We start from the raw sequence: 16,502 nt of genomic DNA, 5'->3' as shown, positions 1-16,502 counted from the left end.
ATGCTTATTAAAGAAGTAAATATTCGTAAAATGAAAATGACGATGAAATCCGCTTTTACCACAAGTTTTGGCACTTTCCAAGATAAAGAATTCCTTCTATTAGAAGTAACAGATGAACTCGGAAATACAGGTTGGGGGGAATCTACAGCATTTCACTCACCTTGGTATAACGAAGAAACGCTCGAGACCAATTTACATATGATAAGAGATTTTTTAATACCTTTAGTATTGGATAGAGAGATTACACACCCTGATGAAGTTAATGACCTATTTGCTCCTCTTCGCAAGAATAATATGGCGAAAGCAGCTGTTGAAGGAGCAATTTGGGATTTATATGCAAAGCGCAATAAGTTGACATTAGCAGAAGCGCTTGGTGGAACAGCAGGAAAAATTGAAGTCGGTATTAGTATTGGTATCCAAAAAAGTACAGAGGATTTAATCGAACTCGTTCGTGGTTATGTAGCGGAAGGATATAAAAGAATAAAAGTTAAAATAAAGCCAGGCTTTGACATAAATGTAATTCAAGCACTCAGAGAAGCTTTTCCTACCGTTCCCCTTATGGCAGATGCGAACTCTGCGTATACATTAGATGATATAGATGTACTAAAACAACTAGATGAGTTTAATTTGACAATGATTGAACAGCCTTTAGCTTCTGATGATATTATTGATCATGCAAAATTGCAAAAAGAGTTAAAAACGCCTATTTGTTTAGATGAAAGCATTCACTCGTTGGAAGATACACGCAAAGCTGTTGAACTTGGCAGTACAAAAATAATTAATATCAAAATCGGACGTGTTGGTGGCTTAACCGAATCGAAAAAAATTCATGACTTCTGTATGGAAAACAACATCCCTGTATGGTGTGGTGGAATGCTAGAATCAGGGATAGGGCGTGCTCATAATGTAGCTTTAACGACACTACCAAACTTTATATTGCCTGGTGATACTGCTGGCTCTTCCCGCTATTGGGAGGAAGATGTAATTACTCCTGAAGTAGTAGCCGAAGATGGATATATTACGGTTCCTACTGGCTACGGTATTGGATATGAACCGAATATTGAAGCAATGGATCGTTACACTGTGGAACAGTTCCATTTTAAAGCATAAACGAATAAGCGTCCCTTTACTTAAAGTGGGCGCTTCACCTTTAAAATATTCGGAATATTATAAATAGTCAGGAGTTGTTAAAGATGAAGAAAAGTTTTCAAATCGGATCTGCTTTTATAGGAATTATTGTTGGAGCAGGATTTGCATCAGGACAAGAGACTTTACAGTTTTTCACCAGTTTTGGTTACCTAGGTATTGTTGGGTCTGTAATCGCTACCATTCTTTTTGCTTTCCTCGGGATGAATTTAACGCAATTAGGAAGTCGTTTACAAACGACTTCGCATAAAGATGTTATTTACCATATTTGTGGTCGGTATTTGGGGGTTTTTGTCGATATACTTATCACATTTTTCTTATTCGGAGTAACCGTCGTTATGTTCTCTGGGGCCGGAGCAATCTTTGAAGAGCAATTTGGATTGCCGGCATTTGCAGGAAGTCTCTTTATGGCAGTTATATCGATTATATCTGTTACGCTGAATGTAAAGAAAGTAATTGGGTTGATAAGTGCAGTTACCCCCTTTTTACTTGTGATGGTTCTTTTAATAGCCGGATATTCATTATTTAATTATGATCCTTCTTCTTTTGATATGGATGCAGCTGTAGCAAAAACATCTCCAGCAGCTTCCAATTGGATTATGGGCGCATTACTATATGTATCTTATAATATTGCTGCCGGAGTTGCGATGATTACAGTAATTGGCGGTACAGTAAAAGATCAAAAAGTAGCGGGTCGCGGAGGAATTATCGGCGGACTAGGATTAGGATTGTTGATTATATTAATCAATATCTCCTTGTTAACACAACTGGATAAAGTTTCTGATGTAGCCATGCCAATGATTACATTATCAAATGCAATACATCCAGCTGTTGGCTTTTTGATGGCAATTGTGTTGATTGGTATGATTTACAACACTGCAGTTGCAATGCTTTATGCCTTTTCTGCACGAATCGTGAAACCGGAAAAACCTTCTTTCAAGGCATTTACTATTCTATTTGGAGTTATAGCTTTTATTGCTAGTTTCTTAGGTTTTGTAAATCTTGTCGGAACTGTCTATCCAATCACAGGATATTTAGGTTTCCTTTTAATTGTTGCGATTATTATTTCTTGGTTTACATATAAAAAGAGAGCATGATTTCGAATATGTAAGTAAAAAGAGATTCTTCTGCTATGAAACTAGCAAAAGAATCTCTTTTAGTATGTTACTATTTCACATCAACTCGTCTAACTCAGTTTCATTATAAATGGGAACTATGAAGTCTAGTGTTTGCTAGTTTTAAAGAGTTTGTATAAAATTTTCTAATCGATTTAAGCCTTCAACGAGAATTGGCATCGAGTAGGCGTACGAAATTCGAATATATCCCTCGCCGTATGGTGTAAAAGTGCTCCCCGGAACGACTGCAAGCCCACCACTGTGTAAAAGTTTTGTGGCAAACTCAAACGAACTCATGCCATATGCTTTTATAGAAGGGAAAATATAGAACGCACCATTCGGTTTTTCAACAGATAATCCTATTTCTAATAATCGATGATACACATAGTCTCTTCTCCTTACATATTCCATATTCATTTCTGCCGGTGTGTCTTTTGCATTTGTTAATGCTTCGATTGCAGCATACTGTGCTGGTAACGAAGAGCAGATGGAATTATAGGCATGTACGAGCGTCACTTTTTTCATAATCTCTGCCGGTCCCATGACAAAACCAATTCTCCACCCAGTCATAGAATGGGATTTAGAAACACCATGTAAACAAAATAGTTTATCTCTGATTTCACTGTAGGATGCTAAGGAAATATGACTCCCCGAAAATGTATTCTCACTATAAATTTCATCCGTCAGAATATATACATCTTTGTCTTTAAGCATCTGAACCAACTCATCCATTGTTTCTCTTTGCATAACTATTCCTGTTGGGTTCGAAGGGTTATTGAACAGAACTGCTTTTGTCTTGTCCGTAATTAGCTTTTCAAGTTGCTCTGCGGATGGCTGAAAAGCGGTATCTGTCGTATCTAGATAGACGACTTTTGCTCCACATAATTCAATAACTGGTACATACCCAGAATAAATTGGTGCTGGTAAAATAACTTCATCACCTTCTACTAATATCGTTCTAAAAATCGAGTCAATCGCTTCACTAGCGCCATTTGTAATGACAATTTCATGCTGTGGGTCATATGAAAAACCATATTTGTTCGAGAAAAAAGTATTGACTGCTTCTCTTAATTCTAGTAAACCGGCATTGTGGGAATAACCAGTTAAGTTTTGTTCGATTGCCCTAATTCCAGCTTCTTTCACGGAAATAGGTGTTGGAAAGTCAGGCTGACCAATTGTCAAATTGATAGCATTTGGAAAATTGACTAGCTGATTGGAAAATTTTCGTATACCTGGTACTTCTAGTGCATTAGCACGTGGATTAATGGTTAATGGCATAACAAAATCCTTCTTTCATTAGATTACTTAAAAAAGCCTAGAAGTCATAAGGACAAACTTGGAAATAGGATTGATAAACATCCATACGATTAACAATATGATATTAGTGGCTATTAGTATGACAATTAGATTAGAAGACAACTCTCCACTTGAAAAGATTCATTTATTCAACTCATTAATATGTTGGATTGCATCCTCCACATCTCGAACACCTATAATTTCTATCGGAAGATTTAACGATTTTCTTGCATCGTTACCTTCTTCGAAATTCCCAATAGGGAGAATTATATAAGGGAGACCGATTGTATTTGCACTTATAACTTTTTCTTTTACTTGACCAATCTCAATTGCTTTTCCAGATTTATTGATAGCTCCAGTTACACCGATTGGTATATCATTTTTAAATTCTCCCTGCTCCGATAAACTAGATAGAACGAGAGCTAAGCCTGCACTGTTCCCTCCTAAATTACTTCTAGAAAGAAACTCGTCTATTGCTGGATTAGTCGTATTTAAATACGACTTTACATTGACTGACATCTGTTGAAAATAATCTACCTCTAGATTGATTCTAGCCATTTTATAGATTAAGGTAGTTTTCCCCGAATAGACTTGAAAATTAGTTCCTTTAACTATGTCTAGAATTAACAAGTGACTATTAACATCTCGAAAAACTTGTTCATTTAAAGCATCTTGTTGCTGAATTTCGATGGAATTCACAGGTAATAAATAAATTCCTGTGTTTTTTATTAGTTCTTCTGGAGGTACATATGAAGATACTATATAGTTGTTTTCGTTTGCGAACATAATTGGAAATTCATATACCAGTAAGAATAACGAAGCGATTAAGGAAAACACAAAAGTATGTTTGTAGATTTTAGTCTTTCGAGTTCCGAGTAAAAAAGATGACCATAATATAACGAGCAAGAACAATACAGTCCAAAAGAAAAAATTCGAAATATAATCGAGAAGAAACAAATAGAGCTCCGAAAAATAAACAAACATCGTCATTACTAATGGGAGCATTGGATACTTATTAACTGATTCAATTATCTTTATCACCTATCCTCCCATTACACACTCTTATACTTATTCTATTAGTCACTAAAAAACCCTTTATATTGAACCTTAAAAAAACCGGGCAATAAAACGCCAGGTCCTTTAGGATCTAAACCTGTTTCTACTGCTTTCGAAGGGCTTTGGACAGGCTTATTGCTATATAATTACCGTTTGATTTTTTAAAGAAGCTGGTCGTGACTGAAGTCACGACCAGCTTCTTTTTTTCTCGGTAAACTTATGGCTATTGACTGTCCGTCGCCCTTCTACAACTTCTAGAAACAAGTTAGTGCATTTTTTGTTAACTAGAGAAAAGCTAAATTTCTATATAGAGAAGAAGCTCACGAAGATGCAATTTCGTTTGCTATTCCGCTTCTTTATTGGATAGATACTTACTATTTTTCATTATTTCCACTAGTAAAAAGGAAATCTACTATCTTCATCCTTCCTTACACAATTTCATTCCTACATTCAACAGACGGTTTTATCCCCACATTAACTCAGAATCCTGTGGGAACAGCAAGTGTTTTCTGCAACCATAGCGAAGCGACAGGTGCACGAGCTGAAAGACCTACAGGAAAGACGAGCAACCGCATGAGCATATGTTTTCGTAGTGATGAGCAGATTGAAGCCGTGCCCACTGAGGCCAACAGGATGTTGGTCACGAAGGCGTTGAGGCCCACAGGATGTGGGTTATGCAATCGTTGCCGCAGGACGTGGCGCTCTTAGCCTTTGTACACCACATGTAACAGAAATCAGTAGTATTATCCATTCTTTAAAGTATTCCGAACCCAGTTTACACGAGACATTTTTATATACTTATCTTATAAAAAAGAGCTTGGAATTAGTCCAAAGCCCTTTTTGTATTTAAAACATATGAGGAAATTGCCTAATAATTGCATGTGATATCATGTCCGACATTTCCAAAATTTCTGCTTCTATTTGGTCAAATACTATAATATCCTCTTTATATTTTTTTTGAATCATATATACCGCCTCGGATTTTGTTAATGCGAGATGCGTATAAAACATTCGCTGCACTTCTTCTTTCGTTAAATAGGGATTAATATTACTTAAAAAAATCGCAATATCATCTGCGTTGCGATACCATTCTTTTTCTTTTTGCTCTGCTGTTTTAGCATCACCTTTTACTGCTGCCGTTACGAGTTCGGCTGCTAAAACTAAGTGTTCTTTTATGAGTGCAGCATATTTGTCGGCGATTTGATCGCCGTAAAAGGGCCGAATACAATTTCCTAGATCGGTCGCATTTTGTAAAAGTCGTTCTTGCACAGAAGGTAGGTCAGGTAAGTTGAATACAATACTTGTGATGGTCATTCTAGTCCAATTGACATGCTCTAGCCAGAGAAGCCGGTTCATGCTTTCAAAGTCGACCGCTGCTTTACTCTTAAAGTAGCGCTGGTCATAACTAGATGATTTATTCAAAAAGTATCGAACTGGTGCGGTGTATTGTGCAGGATTTTGAGGGTAGGAGGAAAATTCATTTGAGTGAAAGTGCATGGTAAGGTCACTCCTTTTATTCTAGTCTACGTTTGCTCTTTCATTAGTGTGATAAATCTGTATAGGAAAGATGGGCCCAGTAATCCTGAGATTATTGGGCTAACTTAAAAAATATCCGTTTTTGCATTATTTCAGAACGTAAACCATCAATTTCCTATTCAAGTCGTTCATGTTTCTTCTTAATTGTAGCATTTACATCCTCTCAGGAGTTGGTACACCTAATAATCGCAACGATTCCTTCAAGACAACAGACACGGAAAATGCGAATGTTAACTTAGAAGAAGTCGTTCCGTCATCGGCTAAAATTTTTGTGTTTGCATAATATTTATTGAACTGGCGCGCAAGCAGTAAGCTAAACTTCGCAATTTGTGAAGGATCAGCATGATCAAATGCTTTTTCTACGACTCTCGGAAAATCCTCTAATAGTTGGATAATCTGCCAAGCTTCAACTCCAATAGAAGAAAAAGTGAATGCTTCCGCCTCAAAGTTACCTTTTTCGAGCAATGAACAAATTCTAGCGTTGGTATATTGGACATAAGGTCCTGTTTCCCCTTCAAAATTAAGAATTTGTTTCAAAGAAAAGTCAATATCATTCATACGATCATTTTTTAAATCATTGAAAATAACCGCCCCTACTCCAACTTGCTTTGCGACTTCCTCTTTGTTTTCTAATGTTGGATTTTTCTCTTCAATATTATGCTTTGCAGCCTTAATAGCATCAGCAATTACATCCGCAAGTAATATGAGTTTACCCTTTCGAGTAGACATTTTTTTACCGTCTTTTAGCATCATCCCAAATGAAACGTGTTCTAGCTGGTTGGACCATTCATATCCCATTTTTTCCAGTACCGAAAATAGTTGCCTAAAGTGAAGGGTTTGTTCATTTCCAACCACATAAAATGTTTTACTGGCATGATATGTTTGATGACGATACATAGCAGCTGCTAGGTCGCGTGTAGCATAAAGGGTAGCCCCATCTTTTTTAGTAATTAGACTTGGAGGCATATCTTCGAGTTCTACTACAAAAGCACCGTCGGATTCAATTAATAATCCTTTTCCCTTTAAATCGTCAACTACCTTAGTCATTTTATCGTTATAAAAAGCTTCCCCAGCATACGAATCAAAATGGACACCTAAAAGTTCATAGATTAATTGGAATTCCTTTAAAGATGCCTCTTTGAACCACTTCCATAACGATAGAGCCCCTTCATCTCCTTCTTCGAGCGACTTAAAAGCTGCACGAGCTTGCGCATTTAACGTGTCATCTTTTTCGGCCATATCGTGAAAATGCACATAAATCTTTAATAACTCTTCAATGGGTGCTGCTATAATTTTGTCTTTGTTTCCCCATAACTTATAAGCGAGGATTAGCTTGCCAAATTGTGTACCCCAATCTCCTAAATGATTAATACGAACAGCTTCGTACCCATTCTTCTCTGCAATATTTGCTAAGGCATTGCCGATTACAGTAGAACGCAAATGGCCCATGGAAAAAGGCTTTGCTATATTCGGAGAAGAAAAGTCGATCACAATTTTTTCTTGCTTGCTATCTTTACTTCCGTACTGCTGTTGATTCGCCGTAATAGATTGTAAAACCTGATTTGTAACAAGCGTTTGATCGAGGAAAATATTCACGTATCCACCAGCCACTTGAACGCTGGCTATCAATTTGTCCTCTAACTTCTTACTTATCTCTACAGCTATTTGTTGTGGAGGTTTACGTAACTTTTTAGCTAATGTAAGACAAGGAAATGCAATATCCCCTAATTCTGTATTTTTTGGCTTTTCCAATAACTGTTCTACTTGTTCAGCAGTCCATTCATTTTCTAAAGCGTTTGAAATGACATATGCGATCTGATTTGTCAGCCTCATGTTTTCTCCTCCAATATAAAAAGCCCTCGTCTCTATATAAGAGACGAGAGCTAAAATTCCCGTGGTACCACTCTAGTTGCCACAAATGTGACCGCTTTTCCGTTCGTAACGAGGTGTCTTCCCCGATGTTCCCTACTAGACTTTCAGGACATTTCTCCAAAGTGCGCTTCATCGATTCTTCGTGTATTAGGCTCACACCGTCCCTAACTCGCTTCCCATCTCCGTATCGACTACTCTCTTCTTCAACGAATTTAACATGATGATTTTACATATCGTACGAAAAATTCAGTCAATTGTCAATATCAAATTTCCTCTGTTAAAAAGAAATACATGACGGAATTCTCTACCTCTTTTGATTTTATTTCACTCATTATTACTATAATTAGTAATATTACAACATTATTCATTTATATTGTTTCGTTCCAAACTGTAGTATATACTGGTCACTATTCCAAAGAAATAGAACTTAAATTAATATCCTTGTATAATATCAGTTTAAATTGGTCTGATAGTTTCTACCTGGCAGCCGCTAAAAATGTCGGACTACATGGAAATGAGAAAAAAGAGAAGAATGAGTTAAGATAAATCGATTGGATCTTTTCCTACATAAAGATCGATATTTAATCCATCCTGTCTAAAAACTCTTATTTATTCATGCTTTCTGTCTGGTGGCTGAAGGTGTGAATGAATAAGAGTTTTATTTTTGGGAAAAATAAAGATGGAGTTGATTATATGTTTTTTTTAATAAATATACTGGGCATATTTGTTGTCCTCGGTCTCATTTACCTTTGTTCACCTGATAAACGGAAAATTAAATGGCGCTCTATTCTCAGCTTGCTCATTGCTGAATTAGTTATTACCTGGTTTATGTTATCAACCACAATAGGGACATGGACGATTAATAAAATTGCTTCCTTCTTTACATGGTTGGTCTCATCCGCCAATGCAGGAATCTCCTTTGCCTTTCCTTCTGTGATGGCGAACGAATCAGTAGATTTCTTCTTTAGCGCCCTACTGCCTATTGTTTTCATTGTGACTTTCTTCGATATCTTATCTTATTTTGGAATTATGAACTGGATCATTGATAAAGTAGGCTGGGTCATTTCCAAAATTTCGGGATTGCCAAAACTGGAGAGTTTCTTCTCGATCCAAATGATGTTCCTTGGAAATACGGAAGCTCTAGCTGTTATCCGTCAACAGTTGGTAGTTCTAAAAGACAATCGCTTATTAACTTTCGGCATCATGAGCATGAGCAGTGTCAGTGGTTCAATTATTGGGGCATATCTAACTATGGTTCCTGCCGAGTACGTGTTTGCAGCAATCCCGTTAAACTGCTTAAATGCCCTCTTACTGGCAAGTATTTTAAATCCTATAGAGGTTAGCAAAAAAGACGATATTGTTTACGTTCCCCCTAAAGAAGAACGTCAAGATTTCTTTTCTACCATCTCAAACAGTATGCTAGTTGGTATGAAAATGGTCATTGTAATTTTAGCGATGGTAATCGGATATGTCGCATTAACGACCGCTCTTAATGGGATTCTAGGTTTCTTTATAAATGGTTTGACAATCGAAAAGATTTTCGGCGTCATTTTCTTCCCATTTGCCGTCTTACTTGGATTAGGTGTTCAAGATGCTTCGTATGTTGCTTCGTTAATGGGGATTAAACTCTCAACAAACGAATTCGTGGCCATGATGGACTTAAAAAACCATCTTAATGATTTAAATCCACATACGGTTGCAGTTGCAGTTACTTTCTTGACCTCATTCGCTAATTTCAGTACAATCGGTATGATTTATGGAACATATAACTCCACTTTAGGTGAAGAACGTTCAAAAATTATCGGTAAAAATGTATGGAAACTTTTGGTCAGCGGAATGGCAGTATCTCTGTTAAGTGCGATGCTTGTGGGATTATTCGTTTGGTAAACATTCTAGTGATGACAGCTTTTGCAGTTTCGTTATAAAAACAATGGAACAGTTCACCATCCTAATTGAAGGTATTGGAAAATTTATATGAAATCAACAAAAGAAGCTAACAGCCTACCTTGGTCGTTTGCTTCTTTTCTCTTTAAATGGACTTTTTCAGTGACCTCACTTATAGAAACAGAGGGCTGGATCAAAATACGTAAGGGTCTTCATTCAAAAGAGTAGTCGGTACTATTCTAATCCGATGCCCAGATGCTTGTTGAAATGCATGATGAAATTGATTCAATTAAATAAATTTCCCACATGTAAATCCGATGAAAACCCAAATCTCGAATAGAACATCCTCTACTTAGTGATATTAACAACAAAGGAGATAATGTAATGCCACGAAGAAGTGACAATCGACATGTGAATGCGACTCCACATGTTGATGGTGATAAAGAAAATATTATTAATAACCCTACCTCAACTGCTGGGGCAAATTTGGGCATTCAATTTGAGGCGAAAGAGGAGTTTGGACAGGAAGGAAATCCATACAATTATCTACCGAAGCCAGATAAAGAAATGCAAGCATTCGCGAAACTAACAAAAGGTAAAAAAGTAGAGAAATAATTAGTAAACGTCAACTATAGAGTTCTCTCTATAGTTTTTGTTTTTCTTTAAAAGAAAAACATATGTATCAAGGAAATGATTTCGTATAAAAAAATACCCTTGTACCTGTAAGCTATGATGAAAATATCATAACATAGCGGTCTAAAGGAAATGCACAAAAATAAGCTGTGAAATGTCTCCAAGGTAATTATAATTTACTTTATGTTTGTTACTTTACCTGTTAGTCAAATATTATTTTATTGAGTATAATAAGTTCATAGACGGGGAATTATCATGACATTATCAAATATATATCAATACATTTGGAATTAATTTTCAACATCACTACCGTATACTCTAACAACTCAATTCACACTAAATAATTTTATATGAATAACAGATTAATAATTTGCGAAAATATTAACTCTTTCGCAGATTCAAAGGAGTAGACAATGAAATCTAACATTCAGTTCTTATTATCAATGATGATCTTCGGTACTATTGGTGTCTTTGTAAGATACATTGATCTATCTTCAAGTGAAATAGCTTTAATACGCGGTTTAATTGGTAGTTTATTTTTAACGACAGTTCTGTTCATGATGAAAAAGAAAATTTCATGGGCAGTGGTTAAAGTAAATGCTCTAGTATTAATACTATCAAGTATTGCATTGGGTGGAAATTGGATTTTTCTGTTCCAAGCATACAAACATACAACAATTTCTAACGCAACATTAAGTTATTATTTTGCACCTGTAATTGTCCTGATACTTTCACCCCTTGTACTCAAGGAAAAATTATCAGCTAAGAAAGTAATCTGCATTGCTGTAGCCATGCTAGGTATGTTATTCATTGTTGGCAATGGTGGTGCAAGTTCATCTGGTTTCGATGATTTAATTGGCATTGGTTACGGATTAATGGCAGCTGTACTTTATGCTTCATTAATGCTGCTGAATAAGTTTATCAAAAACATGGATGGGCTAGAAACTACATTACTTCAACTCGGTATAGCGACCATACTTCTAATGCCTTATGTTTTATTTACGGAGGGTTCCGGAATACTCGAAGTTTCAAGTTCTTCCATTCCATTTATATTAATAATAGGGATTGTACACACAGGTATTGGATTCTTGTTATTCTTCTCAGGTATGCAAAAGTTAAAAGGGCAAAGCATCGCTACACTAAGCTATGCAGACCCTATCACATCATTAGTGATTTCTGCTCTGATCTTGCAAGAACAAATGACAATTGTACAAATGATAGGTGGCGTATTGCTTTTAGGTTCAACATTTATTAGCGAAAATAAATCAATGAAATTACCAAAAAGGTTAAAACAGCTAAATAACTAAAACAGTGTGAAGCATCTGCTTCACACTGTTTTGTTTAAAAGAGAATGATTTAATTTTCACAGGTGAAACAATTCCTATCCATCTAATAGCTATATATATTACATATTTTTGCTTTGCTGAAGAAGTTTAGATTCCCCAGTCCTTTCCCATTCTTCCACCATCTCATATGCTTTTTCAGGAGAATAACCTTTTCCTACAAGAACTCCCATTAGAATAAATTCTTGAAGGATATGCGTAGCATTTACTCCTCTTTTAACATCCTCTAATCCTTCATTTACCAAAAATTCCGTGTGCCGTACCCATTCATCTGGAGTCTTCCCAGAAATAACTGTATTTCCCTTGCTATGATCCTTATTTTGTTTCGGAGCCATCGCATCTGCTTTCGTAGGATGAACAGTACCAAACGGATGGTTAGGCGGAGCATATATCGAATAAAGCTTTAATGGAATGTTACCTGTATTGGTTAAATTATGCCATGTTCCAGCAGGTATTATAATAGCCCAATCATCAAATACATTTCTTGTAAAGTTTAAATTATCTTTTGTCCTGCCCATTTGAGTAATTCCCTGCCCCTGTTCAATACGTAAAAATTGGTCAACATTAGGATGCATTTCTAATCCAATATCTTCTCCGGGATTCAGACTCATTAATGTAACCTGAAAATGTTCTCCAGTCCATATACTAGTACGATACGTATTGTTTTGTTTCGACGCTTCATTAATATTAAAGACAAATGGGCTCGGTCCATAATCTCTTAACATTATTCTATGATTATTATTTGAGGCATGATTCGGGTTCGCAGCATAATTATGCATTTGCGAATAATTATTATAGTAAGGATTTTGATGTGGATACCCATAAGGGTTATAGTACATTCTCTTCTCTCCCTTCACTGATTTATCGTATTATCATATGTAACTGTTTCAGGAACGTTCTTCCTACTAAACGGAAAATGGTTTTATGCATATTTGATAACTAATGTACTATATTTGTCATTTATATTTTTCATTGCTCAATCGCGAGAATTGCAACGAAAAAGAACAAGACCAGTCGCAAAATTAAGTATGTACAAAGTGAAAAGATAGGAGTATTATTACTCTCAGTTTCATGTTTCTAAATCGCTTAATCCATTTGGATCGGAGGACCCAGTTATTCGTGGCTTCTCGGCCGCTTGGGGTGAATCGTACAATTTGTATGTAAGGCTACTCTTTTAGCCTAAACCCGACAGCTAACTCCGTAAGCGTTATGAGAGAGGAATTTGAACTAGTGAGAATGTTAGAAGTCCACTAGGCTATTCTTGATGCCTTTTGTGGACTTTTTTTAATTCACATAATTTTCATTGTAAATTAAAAACGAGGAAGTGATCTTATGACGAAAAAGAAAAAAACTTCTATTTCACCACCTGTTATTTATGCTGGGAGTTTCTTGTTCTTAATAATTATAGGGACAATTTGTTTAAAACTTCCTTTTGCTACAACAGTACCTATTTCATGGACGGATGCTTTGTTTGTCGCAACGTCCGCAACAACAGTTACAGGACTCAGTGTTTTTGACCCAGGTACAACATTGACAGTATTTGGGGAAGTTATATTAATGATTCTTATCCAATGTGGCGGGATAGGTTTAATGACATTCGCGGTGGCAACACTTATGCTCCTAAGGAAGAAAATAGGTTTACAAAACCGTATCTATTTGCAAGAGTCACTCAATCAAAACTCAATAGGAGGAATTATAAAGTTACTAAAGCTAATTTTAACTTTTGTTTTATCTGTTCAACTCTTTGCAGTTCTTATTATGACAATATATTGGATACCCTCATTTGGATTTAAAGAGGGGCTTTATTTAAGTATATTTCATGTAATTTCAGCATTTAATAACGCTGGTTTTGCCTTGTTCCCAGATAACTTAATCAGTTTTGCAAATGATCCGATTGTAAATTTAGTTTTTTCAGCACTATTTATTCTTGGAGGAATCGGTTTTACCGTTATAGTTGATGTTCAACAGAAGAAGTCTTTCAAACAATGGTCACTTCATACCAAAATGATGATTATCGGGACAATTCTTATTAATGGAGTAGCTATAGTAGTAATTTTCTTACTTGAATACGGGAATGCAGCAACCATTGGCAATATGCCTTTGTCCGAGAAAATCATCGCTTCCTACTTTCAGGGAGTAACCCCTAGAACTGCAGGATTTAATACCATAAACTATGGTGATATGGAAGATTCGACTATATTTTTCACTATGATATTAATGTTTATTGGAGCTGGGAGTGCATCTACTGCATCCGGAATTAAGCTAACTACTTTTATGGTTATAGTTCTAGCTACATTCTCTTTCTTACGACAACGTAGCGAACCAGAGCTATTTGGCCGGTCTATTCGTATAGAAACAGTAATACGATCATTAGCTATTACAACAATTGCATTATTTACCGTCCTTTCATTTATCTTTCTTTTAACAATCACTGAAAATATTCCATTTCTACCACTGGCATTTGAAGTGGTATCAGCTTTCGGAACAGTTGGATTGTCGATGGGAATCACAGCCCAAATAAGCGACATCGGAGAAGTATTGCTATGCATAGTTATGTTTGTTGGACGAATTGGTCCTTTAACTTTGTTTTTTATACTTATGAAACCCAAAAATGTTCATTATCGCTACCCATATGACCAAGTATTTACTGGATAAGTAGCAATTTTTTTTGCTACTTATTATTTTTATTAACAATAGATATACATATTAATTATATATTTCAGAATTTCTAGAGATAGAATTTAGATGAAGAGTGATAAGAGAGGGTGTTTGAAATGTCTAAACAAATAAAGCAATTTGCAGTAATTGGGTTGGGTAGATTTGGAGGTAGTGTTTGTAGAGAATTGCATTCACTTGGACATGAGGTGTTAGCTATTGATATGCACTTAGTTAGAGTGGAGGAGTTTGTTCAGTACTCAACCCATGCAATTCAAGGAAACTCAACTGATGAGATGTTCCTCAAATCAATTGGTATACGAAACTTTGACCATGTCATCGTCGCAATTGGAGAAAATATACAAGATAGTGTACTTACTACTCTAAGTCTTAAGGAATTCGGTATTTCCGCTGTATGGGTGAAAGCACAAAATGTCTATCATCAAAAGGTTTTAGAGAAAATTGGGGCTGACCGTGTGATTCACCCAGAAGTAGAGATGGGTATTAGAATAGCCCAGTCTATGTCTTCTGATTTATTACTCGATTATATTAATCTGTCTGATGAATATAGTATTATTGAAATTCGTGCAACACTTCCAATACATAATCGGTCATTGTTGGATTTAAATGTTCGTGTAAAATTTGGCATCACCATTTTGGCGATTAATGGAAAATACAATATGAATGTATCTCCTTCACCTTCGGACATTATCTTCGAAGGCGATATACTAATAGCAATGGGACTCAATAATGACTTAAAACGATTTGAAGATAAGATGTTTTAAGTATTTCTATATGGTTTTCATTACTCTCTCTTCTTTAATCTACTTTATTTCTCTAGTGTTTGAACTTTAGAGAAGAAATAAAGTTTAAAATACAAATTTCAAATCCTTTAAAAAAATGTAATTACAATAATAAAGCAGAGGAATATGCTTCCCCTGCCTTTTTAGTATTTCCTATATTTTTTTGAGAACTCCGCAACTACCTTGTCATTTAATTAATCGTGAATTTTAACTAAGATTTTTGCTTGTGTTTTATCTACTAATAATTTTTCTAAGCCATCTTCTATAATTCTATCTAATGGGATTCTATCATTTACTATCTGTTTAACGTCCAGTACACCATTACTAATCATATTACAGGGAAAATATGACAATATGCAAGTGAGCCTTCAATATTAATCTCGTGTGCTACTACTAAAAACATTTCCACTTCTGCTTGTTTCCCGAATATTGCAATAATAATCACTTGTCCACCCTTTTTATCTACCTGAGTAGCGCTAGTTAATGTTGGTTGAACTCCTTCTGCTTCATAAGCTATATCTACCCCACCATAAACAGAATTAATAACTTCTGTTGGGTTTTCTTCTAAGCTATTAATGATGTGAGTTGCTCCCACTTCTTGTGCTTAAAGGAGTGAGTCCTGCTTGAGATATTGAGCAAATTTAAATTTTTGACCTTCCATTTGTTTTATGGATCGCCTTTGATTTCTTGGGTGGTTAAGGGTGTGCCTTTGCAACTTATTAAATTAGTTTCGTATATTTTAAACTTAAAAGGCTAACAATGGAATTAATATGGAATTTTACCGTTCTTCCAAAAATGCTTTTTTATATATAGAGATGAGGGGTGTACATGTTTTGGAAAAAACAATCAAATGAAAGTAAGCCTGTTTCTCAAGCAAACGCAGAATCAGAATTATCAATAGAAGCTCTAAAAAAAGCCCTCGTTCAAATGGATGATGCGGAATTTGTGGAAATTAACATTTCTGAAAATCAAAATGTTGATCTTATCTACGTAAGAACCCTAATTGACCAAGAAAGATTAAATGAAAGCATTGTAAAACCTTTATATAACTGTTCCAAACAATCCATTCAGGAATGCAATGTTCACTCATCAATTAACTGATAAAGGAGTATTCTACCGGCTCTTATGCAAATTGAGTATAGGGTACTATACTCCTGGACAAA

General features: G+C 35.6%; 14 protein-coding genes, 2 riboswitches and 1 other annotated feature. Of the genes, 8 read left to right on the top strand and 6 right to left on the bottom strand.

Annotated elements, in window-relative coordinates:
• Both menC and LDK52_RS06620 read left to right on the top strand, forming a co-directional pair.
• Positions 1 to 1,110, top strand: a complete 1,110-nt coding sequence (gene menC / locus LDK52_RS06625) for an o-succinylbenzoate synthase (RefSeq protein ID WP_277585166.1) — start codon at positions 1 to 3, stop codon at positions 1,108 to 1,110.
• A gap of 83 nt (positions 1,111 to 1,193) precedes the next feature.
• Positions 1,194 to 2,243, top strand: coding sequence for a YkvI family membrane protein (locus LDK52_RS06620; protein ID WP_277585165.1), 1,050 nt, complete (start codon positions 1,194 to 1,196; stop codon positions 2,241 to 2,243).
• 141 nt (positions 2,244 to 2,384) lie between these two features.
• Here LDK52_RS06620 and LDK52_RS06615 read toward each other — a convergent pair whose 3' ends face one another.
• The 4 genes from LDK52_RS06615 to argS form a co-directional block, all read right to left on the bottom strand.
• The gene (locus tag LDK52_RS06615) at positions 2,385 to 3,539 is read right to left on the bottom strand and encodes an aminotransferase class I/II-fold pyridoxal phosphate-dependent enzyme (protein ID WP_277585164.1); all 1,155 of its coding nucleotides are present in this window, start codon (positions 3,537 to 3,539) and stop codon (positions 2,385 to 2,387) included.
• Between the two features lie 159 nt (positions 3,540 to 3,698).
• Entirely contained in the window at positions 3,699 to 4,598 is a 900-nt protein-coding gene (locus LDK52_RS06610) for a S16 family serine protease (RefSeq protein WP_277585163.1), read from the bottom strand.
• An 861-nt stretch (positions 4,599 to 5,459) separates the two neighbouring features.
• On the bottom strand, positions 5,460 to 6,110 hold the full coding sequence (locus LDK52_RS06605; RefSeq protein ID WP_277585162.1) for a hypothetical protein: 651 nt from the start codon (positions 6,108 to 6,110) through the stop codon (positions 5,460 to 5,462).
• A 192-nt stretch (positions 6,111 to 6,302) separates the two neighbouring features.
• Entirely contained in the window at positions 6,303 to 7,982 is a 1,680-nt protein-coding gene (gene argS, locus LDK52_RS06600; RefSeq protein WP_277585161.1) for an arginine--tRNA ligase, read from the bottom strand.
• Positions 7,983 to 8,018: 36 nt separating this feature from the next.
• Positions 8,019 to 8,237: a binding site (T-box leader), on the bottom strand.
• A gap of 205 nt (positions 8,238 to 8,442) precedes the next feature.
• Positions 8,443 to 8,548: riboswitch (purine riboswitch) on the top strand.
• Positions 8,549 to 8,714: 166 nt separating this feature from the next.
• Here argS and LDK52_RS06595 point away from each other — a divergent pair.
• The 3 genes from LDK52_RS06595 (at position 8,715) to LDK52_RS06585 (ending at position 11,845) form a co-directional block, all read left to right on the top strand.
• Positions 8,715 to 9,908 (top strand): NupC/NupG family nucleoside CNT transporter, encoded by a 1,194-nt coding sequence (locus LDK52_RS06595; protein WP_277585160.1) that lies wholly within the window; start codon positions 8,715 to 8,717, stop codon positions 9,906 to 9,908.
• 381 nt (positions 9,909 to 10,289) lie between these two features.
• Entirely contained in the window at positions 10,290 to 10,520 is a 231-nt protein-coding gene (locus LDK52_RS06590; protein ID WP_277585159.1) for a hypothetical protein, read from the top strand.
• 431 nt (positions 10,521 to 10,951) lie between these two features.
• On the top strand, positions 10,952 to 11,845 hold the full coding sequence (locus LDK52_RS06585) for a DMT family transporter (RefSeq protein WP_277585158.1): 894 nt from the start codon (positions 10,952 to 10,954) through the stop codon (positions 11,843 to 11,845).
• Positions 11,846 to 11,943: 98 nt separating this feature from the next.
• Here the strand turns inward: LDK52_RS06585 and LDK52_RS06580 are convergent, their stop codons facing one another.
• The gene (locus LDK52_RS06580; RefSeq protein WP_277585157.1) at positions 11,944 to 12,720 is read right to left on the bottom strand and encodes a cupin domain-containing protein; all 777 of its coding nucleotides are present in this window, start codon (positions 12,718 to 12,720) and stop codon (positions 11,944 to 11,946) included.
• A gap of 234 nt (positions 12,721 to 12,954) precedes the next feature.
• A riboswitch (cyclic di-AMP (ydaO/yuaA leader) is annotated at positions 12,955 to 13,104 on the top strand.
• Positions 13,105 to 13,213: 109 nt separating this feature from the next.
• On the opposite strand from LDK52_RS06580, the gene LDK52_RS06575 reads away from it, so the two are divergent.
• Together LDK52_RS06575 and LDK52_RS06570 are read left to right on the top strand one after the other, a co-directional pair.
• A complete protein-coding gene (locus LDK52_RS06575) occupies positions 13,214 to 14,536 on the top strand; it encodes a TrkH family potassium uptake protein (RefSeq protein WP_277585156.1) in 1,323 nt (440 codons plus the stop codon).
• Positions 14,537 to 14,655: 119 nt separating this feature from the next.
• On the top strand, positions 14,656 to 15,321 hold the full coding sequence (locus tag LDK52_RS06570; protein ID WP_277585155.1) for a potassium channel family protein: 666 nt from the start codon (positions 14,656 to 14,658) through the stop codon (positions 15,319 to 15,321).
• A gap of 346 nt (positions 15,322 to 15,667) precedes the next feature.
• Here the strand turns inward: LDK52_RS06570 and LDK52_RS06565 are convergent, their stop codons facing one another.
• Entirely contained in the window at positions 15,668 to 15,934 is a 267-nt protein-coding gene (locus LDK52_RS06565; RefSeq protein ID WP_277585154.1) for a zinc-binding dehydrogenase, read from the bottom strand.
• A gap of 233 nt (positions 15,935 to 16,167) precedes the next feature.
• Between LDK52_RS06565 and LDK52_RS06560 the strand changes: the two genes are divergently transcribed.
• The gene (locus LDK52_RS06560) at positions 16,168 to 16,440 is read left to right on the top strand and encodes a spore germination protein (protein WP_277585153.1); all 273 of its coding nucleotides are present in this window, start codon (positions 16,168 to 16,170) and stop codon (positions 16,438 to 16,440) included.
• The last annotated feature ends 62 nt before the right edge of the window (positions 16,441 to 16,502 follow it).

This window comes from Psychrobacillus antarcticus (assembly GCF_029533155.1).
In the GTDB taxonomy this organism is placed as follows: Bacteria; Bacillota; Bacilli; order Bacillales_A; family Planococcaceae; genus Psychrobacillus; species Psychrobacillus antarcticus.
This window is presented reverse-complemented; position numbering and strand designations above follow the sequence as displayed.

Coding starts and splice junctions, on each gene's coding strand:
- LDK52_RS06590 (WP_277585159.1), top strand. CDS start 10,290: ATGCCACGAAGAAGTGACAATCGACATGTGAATGCGACTCCACATGTT.
- menC (WP_277585166.1), top strand. CDS start 1: ATGCTTATTAAAGAAGTAAATATTCGTAAAATGAAAATGACGATGAAA.
- LDK52_RS06560 (WP_277585153.1), top strand. CDS start 16,168: ATGTTTTGGAAAAAACAATCAAATGAAAGTAAGCCTGTTTCTCAAGCA.
- LDK52_RS06580 (WP_277585157.1), bottom strand. CDS start 12,720: ATGTACTATAACCCTTATGGGTATCCACATCAAAATCCTTACTATAAT.
- LDK52_RS06570 (WP_277585155.1), top strand. CDS start 14,656: ATGTCTAAACAAATAAAGCAATTTGCAGTAATTGGGTTGGGTAGATTT.
- LDK52_RS06585 (WP_277585158.1), top strand. CDS start 10,952: ATGAAATCTAACATTCAGTTCTTATTATCAATGATGATCTTCGGTACT.
- argS (WP_277585161.1), bottom strand. CDS start 7,982: ATGAGGCTGACAAATCAGATCGCATATGTCATTTCAAACGCTTTAGAA.
- LDK52_RS06595 (WP_277585160.1), top strand. CDS start 8,715: ATGTTTTTTTTAATAAATATACTGGGCATATTTGTTGTCCTCGGTCTC.
- LDK52_RS06605 (WP_277585162.1), bottom strand. CDS start 6,110: ATGCACTTTCACTCAAATGAATTTTCCTCCTACCCTCAAAATCCTGCA.
- LDK52_RS06615 (WP_277585164.1), bottom strand. CDS start 3,539: ATGCCATTAACCATTAATCCACGTGCTAATGCACTAGAAGTACCAGGT.
- LDK52_RS06575 (WP_277585156.1), top strand. CDS start 13,214: ATGACGAAAAAGAAAAAAACTTCTATTTCACCACCTGTTATTTATGCT.
- LDK52_RS06620 (WP_277585165.1), top strand. CDS start 1,194: ATGAAGAAAAGTTTTCAAATCGGATCTGCTTTTATAGGAATTATTGTT.